This is a genomic window from Streptomyces sp. NPDC085460 (assembly GCF_044541975.1).
Lineage (GTDB): Bacteria > Actinomycetota > Actinomycetes > Streptomycetales > Streptomycetaceae > Streptomyces.
The window spans coordinates 86079-93414 of record NZ_JBITTO010000019.1; the positions used below are offsets into that span (position 1 = coordinate 86079).

General features: G+C 72.4%; 5 protein-coding genes. 2 read left to right on the plus strand and 3 right to left on the minus strand.

Annotation, left to right across the window (positions count from 1 at the left end; translation table 11 throughout):
- Positions 1-7: 7 nt before the first annotated feature.
- The 3 genes from ACIGHB_RS32875 to ACIGHB_RS32885 all read right to left on the minus strand — a co-directional run bounded on the left by ACIGHB_RS32875 (position 8) and on the right by ACIGHB_RS32885 (position 3699).
- Entirely contained in the window at positions 8-1585 is a 1578-nt protein-coding gene (locus ACIGHB_RS32875) for a sulfatase (RefSeq protein WP_399918309.1), read from the minus strand.
- A 453-nt stretch (positions 1586-2038) separates the two neighbouring features.
- The gene (locus tag ACIGHB_RS32880) at positions 2039-2641 is read right to left on the minus strand and encodes a PadR family transcriptional regulator (RefSeq protein ID WP_399918312.1); all 603 of its coding nucleotides are present in this window, start codon (positions 2639-2641) and stop codon (positions 2039-2041) included.
- Positions 2642-2712: 71 nt separating this feature from the next.
- A complete protein-coding gene (locus ACIGHB_RS32885; RefSeq protein WP_399918314.1) occupies positions 2713-3699 on the minus strand; it encodes a formylglycine-generating enzyme family protein in 987 nt (328 codons plus the stop codon).
- 243 nt (positions 3700-3942) lie between these two features.
- Here ACIGHB_RS32885 and ACIGHB_RS32890 point away from each other — a divergent pair, with 243 nt between their 5' ends.
- Positions 3943-5754: a sulfatase gene (locus tag ACIGHB_RS32890; protein WP_399918316.1), complete on the plus strand. Its 1812-nt coding sequence runs from the start codon at positions 3943-3945 to the stop codon at positions 5752-5754.
- A gap of 1236 nt (positions 5755-6990) precedes the next feature.
- Positions 6991-7218, plus strand: coding sequence for a hypothetical protein (locus ACIGHB_RS32895; protein ID WP_399918318.1), 228 nt, complete (start codon positions 6991-6993; stop codon positions 7216-7218).
- The last annotated feature ends 118 nt before the right edge of the window (positions 7219-7336 follow it).

Below are 7336 nucleotides of genomic sequence, written 5' to 3' on the forward strand. Positions count from 1 at the left end.
GGGTGGTTCAGTGCTTCTGGACGGACCCCTGATCACGCGTCTGGAGCAACTGCGCCCAACGCTGGAGGAGTTCGCTGGTCCTGGGCCGGTCGGGCGCGTGCCAGGAGACGGGGAAGCGCACGGTGGCGAGCCGCTCTTCGAGGTCCTCGGCGAGAGGGGCGCGGCCGGTGTCCCGCAGGTGCCGGGCGTAGCGGACCGGGTCGTTGTAGTACGTGGGACCGGTCTGCAGCGTCGCCTGCATCGGATCGGGCAGACAGCCCGGGCGGCCGGCGTACTCGTTCCACCACTCGGCGAGGTGCGCGCGCATCCGGGCGGCGAGCTCGGGTTCGTCCGCCGTCAGGTCACGGGTGAGGTACGGATCCTGGGTGACGTGGAAGAGCTGCTCCCATTCGGCGCGGAAGGCTCCCGGGTGGTACGTGCGGATGTAGAGGTGGTCGCGGGTGCGGACGGCCCGCTGGTAGGTGTGCGCGCCGTGGCCGAGGACCAGGTACGCGCGGGAGTCGATCGCCTCGCCGCGTACCGCTCCCGCGAAGGAGGTGCCCTGCCAGCCGGCCGGGATGCCGAGGCCCAGCAGGTCGCACAGGGTGGGCGCGAGGTCGATGTTGTAGAGCAGGGCGTCGTTGCGCCGGGCGTGGGCGGGCAGGTCGTCGGTGACGCCCGGCCAGTACACCACCAGGGGGAGCCGGTGGGTGGGCTCGTTGGCGAGGCCGTGCTCGGCGTAGGAGCCCTGCTCGCCGAAGGACTCGCCGTGGTCGGCGCTGACGATCACGGCGGTCTCGTCGGCGATGCCCAGCTCTTCGAGCGTCGCGAGGAGCCGGCCGAAGTGGTGGTCCCAGTAGGAGACGGCCCCGTCGTAGCCGTTGACGAGGTGCTCGAAGTCGGCGCGGGAGCGGATGGCGTCGGGCATGTTGTGGGGGACGGGGGAGGTGCCCGCGCCCCGGAGGGAGTAGTGCAGGTCGAGGGCGCTGCGGGGGCCGTAGACCTCGGCGCCGTGGCGGGCGATGGTCTCCTCGTCGGGCCAGGACTGCACCGGCCCCGAGGCCGCCATCCTCTCGGTCCATTCGGCGGGCTGGGTGTAGTTGGTGTGCGGGTCCCAGTAGGTGAGGTGGAGGTACCAGTCGTCGTCCCGGGCGTGGCGGCGGATCCAGTCGATGGCCGCCCGGTTGACCTCCGGGGCCTCCTCGTCGCCGAAGCGGTCGGTGGCGCGGATCGACTCGCGGAAGTTCGCGTGGAAGTGGTACGCGCGGTGGCGTTCGGCGAAGACGGAGACGGCCGCGGTGTAGTAGCCGCCCCATCCGAGGCGCTGCCCGAGCAGGGGCTGGTCCGGCTCGGGCCCGTGCCCGGCGTCGAGCCGGAACTGGGCGGCGGGTCCGAAGTGGCCCACGACGCCGTTGGTGATGCCGAACTGACCACTCGTCAGGGCAGTGCGTGAGGGCAGGCAGGGTGAGTCGGAACAGTAGTAGCGGTCGAAGACGACGGACTTCTCGGCCAGCCGCTGGAGGTGCGGGGTGGTGGGGCGGTGGTAGCCGTAGGGGGTGGTGTGGTCGGCGCGCAGCGTGTCGACGTCCACGTAGATGATGCGCATGGCGGACTCCAGGCGTTTTCGGGTACGCCGGACCGCGGGCTCGCCGGAGGGGAGCCCGAGCCCGAGGCCGGGGCGGGGTGCGGGGTGCGGGGTGTGGGGTGCGGGGCGTGGGGGCGCCGGTGAGGCGGAGATCTTCCGCAGGGGAGTGCACGGGAGGGGAGAACGGGGGACGGGGCAGGGGCGGGGGCGGCGCGCGAGAGGGGGAGCGGCGGTCCATGAGGGGGGAGCGCCGGTCCGGGGCGGGGCGGGGCGGCCCGGGGCGGGGCGGGCGCCGGCCCGGGGTAGGGCCGGGGGCGTCGCCGGTCGCGGGCGGTGTCGGCGCCGCTCCCGGGGGCGCGCGGGCGGTCTCGGGACCAGTCCCAGGCGGTCTCGGCGCCTTCAGGGGGGCGCGCGGGGTGTGCCGGCGCCGGTCCCGGGCGGTCTCGCCGCCGGGTGCCGGGCGGCCGGGGCGATTCAGCGCTCGTGGCGCTGGGGGGCGTTCGACGCTGCGCGGTGCCGTTCGACCTGCCTTTCGAGGCGGGCCTTGGTCAGCTGGAGCCACGCGATGTAGGCCGCGACGGACGCGTATCCGTTCTCGTGGGCCATGGTGTGGATCTCACGGGCCCAGGCCGGGTCGAGTTCGGGGATCTCCCCCTCGTAGACGGTGGTCAGGGGTGCCCCGGGGGTGGTGACGTGCTGGAGCCGGTACTCCAGCTCGGTGGAGACGATGTCGAGCGCGATCTCCGGTCCCAGCTGGCCGCCGAAGACGAAGCGCAGTTTGAAGTCGGGGTCCATCGGCCGCGGCGACGGCTCGAAGGGCGAGCGGGCCCACGTGAGGAGCGCCTCGCGGCCGTCCTCGGTGAGCCGGTAGACCTTCGCGTCGGGGCGGCCCTCGCGCGGATCCACCTCGAAGCCGACCCAGCCGCGCTCGACGAGTTTCGCGAGCCGTCGGTAGATCTGGGGGAGCTGGACGCCGTAGCCGATGTAGCGGCCCGACGTCTCCATCCACCCACGCATGTCATAGCCGGAGAGCCGGCGCACGGCCAGGGCTCCGAGGATCACGTAGTCGAGATGCATTCGCGGTCACCTATGTTCCTAGGAACTTGCCTCGTTAGGTTCACCCGCCCGTCGGCGGGTGTCAAGAGTCTTCATGCCGGCGCGACGCAACGGAAACCCGCGTGGCCGCTGGAGCTGTCGGGACTGTTGGCGGTACGGGCGGCGACCCGGTAGCGGTTGCAGTAGGACCGGTGGCACATGTGGGAACCGCCGCGGATGACCTTGTCGGTGCCGGTGGCCGGGCCTCTGGGGTCGAGTGGCGCGGGGCCGGTGCCGTGCTCGGTGGTCCACCAGTCGGCGCACCACTCCCACACGTTGCCGGACATGTTGTGGAGGCCGTAGCCGTTGGGCTCGAAGGCGTCGACGGGGGCGGTGCCGCGGTATCCGTCCGCCGCGGTGTTCTTCGACGGGAAGGTGCCGCGCCAGATGTTGCAGCGGAAGGTGCCGTCCGGGTCCAGCTCGTCGCCCCAGGGGTACCGGCGCTGGTCGAGGCCGCCCCGGGCCGCGTACTCCCACTCCGCCTCGGTCGGCAGCCGCTTGCCGGCCCAGCCCGCGTAGGCGGCGGCGTCGGCCCACGAGACGTGGACCACCGGGTGGTTCCCGCGCGCGTCCAGGGTGCTCCCCGGCCCCTCGGGCCGGTTCCAGGACGCCCCCTCGACCCCGCACCACCACGGGGTGCGTGCGGGGCGCGGGGCGCCGCGCCTCAGGGCGGCGGGCAGGAAGCCGGCGAACACGTACGACCAGCCGAGACGTTCCGCGTCCGTGACGTGCCCGGTCTCCGCGACGAACGCGGCGAAGGCGTCGTTCGTCACCGCCCGGGCGTCGATCCGGAACGGGCTGAGCCGCACCGCCCGCACCGGCCCCTCCCCGTCGCCGGGGAATCCTTCGGCGTCCTCGGCGCCCATGAGGAACTCGCCGCCGGGTAGCAGCACCATGCCTTCGGGCGAGGTCGCGGGGGAACCGGCCCGGGCGGACGCCGGGCGGGGGGTCGGGGCAGGGGCAGGGGCAGGGCGGGGGCTGAGGGGCGGGGTGCCCCCGGTGGGCATGCAGCAGCGCGGGGGAGAGGTGCGATCGCTCATGGGGACTCCGTGGGACTTCATGGGACGTCGTGGGCCGTCGTGCGACGTCTTGGCATGTCATGGGACTTCGGGGGACTCCGTGAGGTGCTGCGGGAATCCGTCAGGCGCCGGGGGCTCGGCGCGAGGGAGATCGTGAGGTCTTTGCAGCACGCCGAATATGTTCTAGCGTACATAGCTCGTCGGCGGGTGCGCGATCCGTCCGACGCGCGATCACCACCGACAGGCCACGAGAAGGACACCCCCATGAAGGCCGTCATGGTCATGTTCGACACCCTCAACCGGCGTTTCCTGCCCCCATACGGCGCGGACTGGATCCACGCCCCGAACTTCACGCGCCTCGCCGAGCGCACCGCCACCTTCGACACCTGCTACGCCGGGTCGATGCCGTGCATGCCGGCACGGCGTGAGCTGCACACCGGCCGCTACAACTTCCTGCACCGTGGCTGGGGTCCGCTGGAGCCCTTCGACGACTCCGTGCCCCGGATGCTCACCGAGAACGGCGTCCACACCCACCTGGTCACCGACCACCAGCACTACTGGGAGGACGGCGGCGCCACCTACCACGGCCGCTACCGCACCTTCGAGTTCTTCCGGGGCCAGGAGGGCGACCCGTGGAAGGGACACGTCGCCGACCCCGACATCCCCGACAGCCTCCGGGCCCGCCGCGGAGAGGCATGGCGCCAGGACTGGATCAACCGGCAGTACCTGGCCGACGAGGCCGATCACCCGCAGACCCGCACCTTCGACGCCGGCCTGGAGTTCCTGCGCACGAACCACGGCGAGGACGGCTGGTTCCTCCAGATCGAGACCTTCGACCCGCACGAGCCGTTCTTCAGCTACCCCCGCCACAAGGAGCCGTATCCGCACGCGTACGCAGGCCCCCACTTCGACTGGCCCGACTACAAGCAGGTCATCGAGACCGACGAGCAGGTGGACCACGCCCGCCACGAGTACGCCGCGCTGCTGACCATGTGCGACCGCTCCCTCGGCCGGGTCCTGGACGCCATGGACGAACTCGCCCTGTGGGACGACACGATGCTGATCGTCTGCACCGACCACGGCCTCCTCCTCGGCGAGCACGGCTGGTGGGGAAAGAACATCCAGCCCTGGTACGACGAGACCATCCACACCCCGCTCTTCGTCTGGGACCCCCGCAGCCGTGTCCAGGGCGAGCGCCGCGCCTCCCTCGTCCAGACCATCGACATCGGCCCCACCCTCCTGGAGCACTTCGACCTCGACCGCACCCCCGACATGCAGGGACGGCCGCTCCGCCGGACCGTCGCCGACGACACCCCGGTGCGCGAGGCGGCCCTGTTCGGCGCGTTCGGCGGACACGTCAGCGTCACCGACGGCCGGTACGTCTACATGCGGGCCTGCGCGAACCCGTACAACCAGCCCCTGTACGAGCACACGCTGATGCCCGCGCACATGCGGAGCCTCTTCGCACCCGCCGAGCTGAGGAACGCCGAGCTCGTGCCGCCCTTCCCGTTCACCAAGGACGTCCCCCTCCTGAAGGTCCCGGGCCACGCCATGTCCAACCCGTACGCCTTCGGCACCCTCCTCTTCGACCTCGCCACCGACCCGGGACAGGAGTCCCCCCTCGTCGACGACGCCCTCGAACTGCGCATGGCGGGCCTGCTGGTCGAGGGCCTGCGCGCCGCCGACGCCCCCCTCGACCAGTACGAGCGCCTCGGCCTTCCCGTGACCGGACCGGTCACGGACGACCACCTGCTCGTACGGGCACAGCGGGCACAGGCGGAAGCGTCCCGGCAGCCTCCGCCGCGCCCCGAGGACTTCCCCGCAGGACCGCTCAGCGTGCACGTCCCCCTCCGCGAGCTGCTCGCCCACCCCGGGGCGGCGGCCGTGCTGCGCGACCACTTCGCGACCCTCCTCGACGGGCCCTTCGCCCGTACGGCCGCCGACCTCTCCCTCCTCCAGATCGCCGCCTCCGCCGTGGGACTGCTGCCGACCCCACGCCTGCGCGCCCTCGCCGCCGACCTCGCCGCGGCGGAAGCCGCCACAGGACCCACCGCCCGTCCCAGGACCGACGCGTAACAACGCACGCGAGGCTCCGCTGACTGTCGAGGGAGGTGTTCGACACCGAGACCGTGCCCCGTGTGGGGGCGGGGAAGACGTGAACGCGCCGGGCGGCCAACGACACTAGGATCCCGCGGGGTTGTCGGAACGGAGGGACTCGGCGTGCGAGCGGCACACCGGCACGTCATGCACCTGGCTCTCGTGGCCGTACTGACCGGCTTGGCGGCCTGTTCCGCCGGTGCGTCCGGTGCGTCCGGTGCGTCCGGTGCGTCCGGGGAGGCCGGGGCGCCGGGTGCGGCATCCGGCGCACAGCCCCCCGGCCGCGGCGAAGGCGAGGGCTTTCGATCCTCCCGCGAAGTTCGGCAACGAGAGGGCGGCGCTGCCCGTGGACGATGACATCAAGGGCTGGGGGTTCGCTCTGCTCGGGCCGACCCTGTACCACCGGACCTCCGAGGCCCTCGACGCCTACGACACCCACTCGGGGCGGAGGCTCTGGTCGTCCCCCTCGGCCGCGAGGACGGGTACACCGGCAAGGAGGGCGTGCCGACCGACGACCAGACCATCCCCCCCCGGTCTTCGCCGAGCAGGACGGGCACACGGGCGTCCTCTTCGCGTACGCCGACTACACCGAGGGATCGGTTACCGAACGCGACCGGACCGACGTCTACCTGCGTTCCGTCGACGCGGACAGCGGCAAGGTGTCCTGGACCGTCCGGCTGCCCGCGCCGAAGGGGGGCGACCGTCGGTGACCTGGAGCCGGCGGTGATCGGCGCCGAGGGCAAGACCGCTGCCGTCAGGGTCATCACCAGCACGGACGATTCCGTCAGTGACGGCGGCCAGAGCGCCACCACCTACGCCGTCGACCTCACGACCCGTCAAGTGACCTGGCAGAAGGACGGCTTCGCGGGGGCACGCTGGACAGCGGCGTCGTCATCGGTGCCCAGCTCGGCGACGACGCGACCTTCCAGGCCATCGACGGCTGGCACCCCCGGCGGGCCGCCCGCACGGGCAAGGACCGCGGCCTCTACGACGGCGCCGGCACGTACGTGATCAACGAGTACGCCGCCGTGGGCATCGACATGACCGTGTACCCCGCGACCGGATGAGCTGAGCCCCGGTCGATCGATGTGGCCTCCCGGACCGTCGACAACCCGGCCCGGAGCTCAGCGGAGCCGTCGTCCGCCAGCGGGGACCGCGCAGGATCCCCGCCCACCACGAACGAGTAGCCGCGGCGCGAGAGGGCAGTCGCCGACCATGAGCGATGCCCCGATCGTCGTGCACCCGCCCAGCCAGACCGGAGGGCGCAGGGTCACGGTGCAGGGCCGCGGGCAGGAGGTGGCGTACCTCGGGCTGGCCCACTCCGATCACGAACTCGTGGTCTTCCTGGAGGGCGCGGGGCTGCTCGACCCCGAGGCCATTCTCGACGATCCGCTCTGGGTGCGATGGCGCGGCGGCCGCCCGCACGAGTACCAGGCCGCGTGAGGCGCCCGCGGCCACGAGGTCGGCTAAGGGTTGTCCCGTTAAGGATCTTGGAGTCGCCGGACGTAGCGGCTCACCGTGCCGCGTGTGACCTATCCGGCGAGGGCGAGGTTGTGTAGAC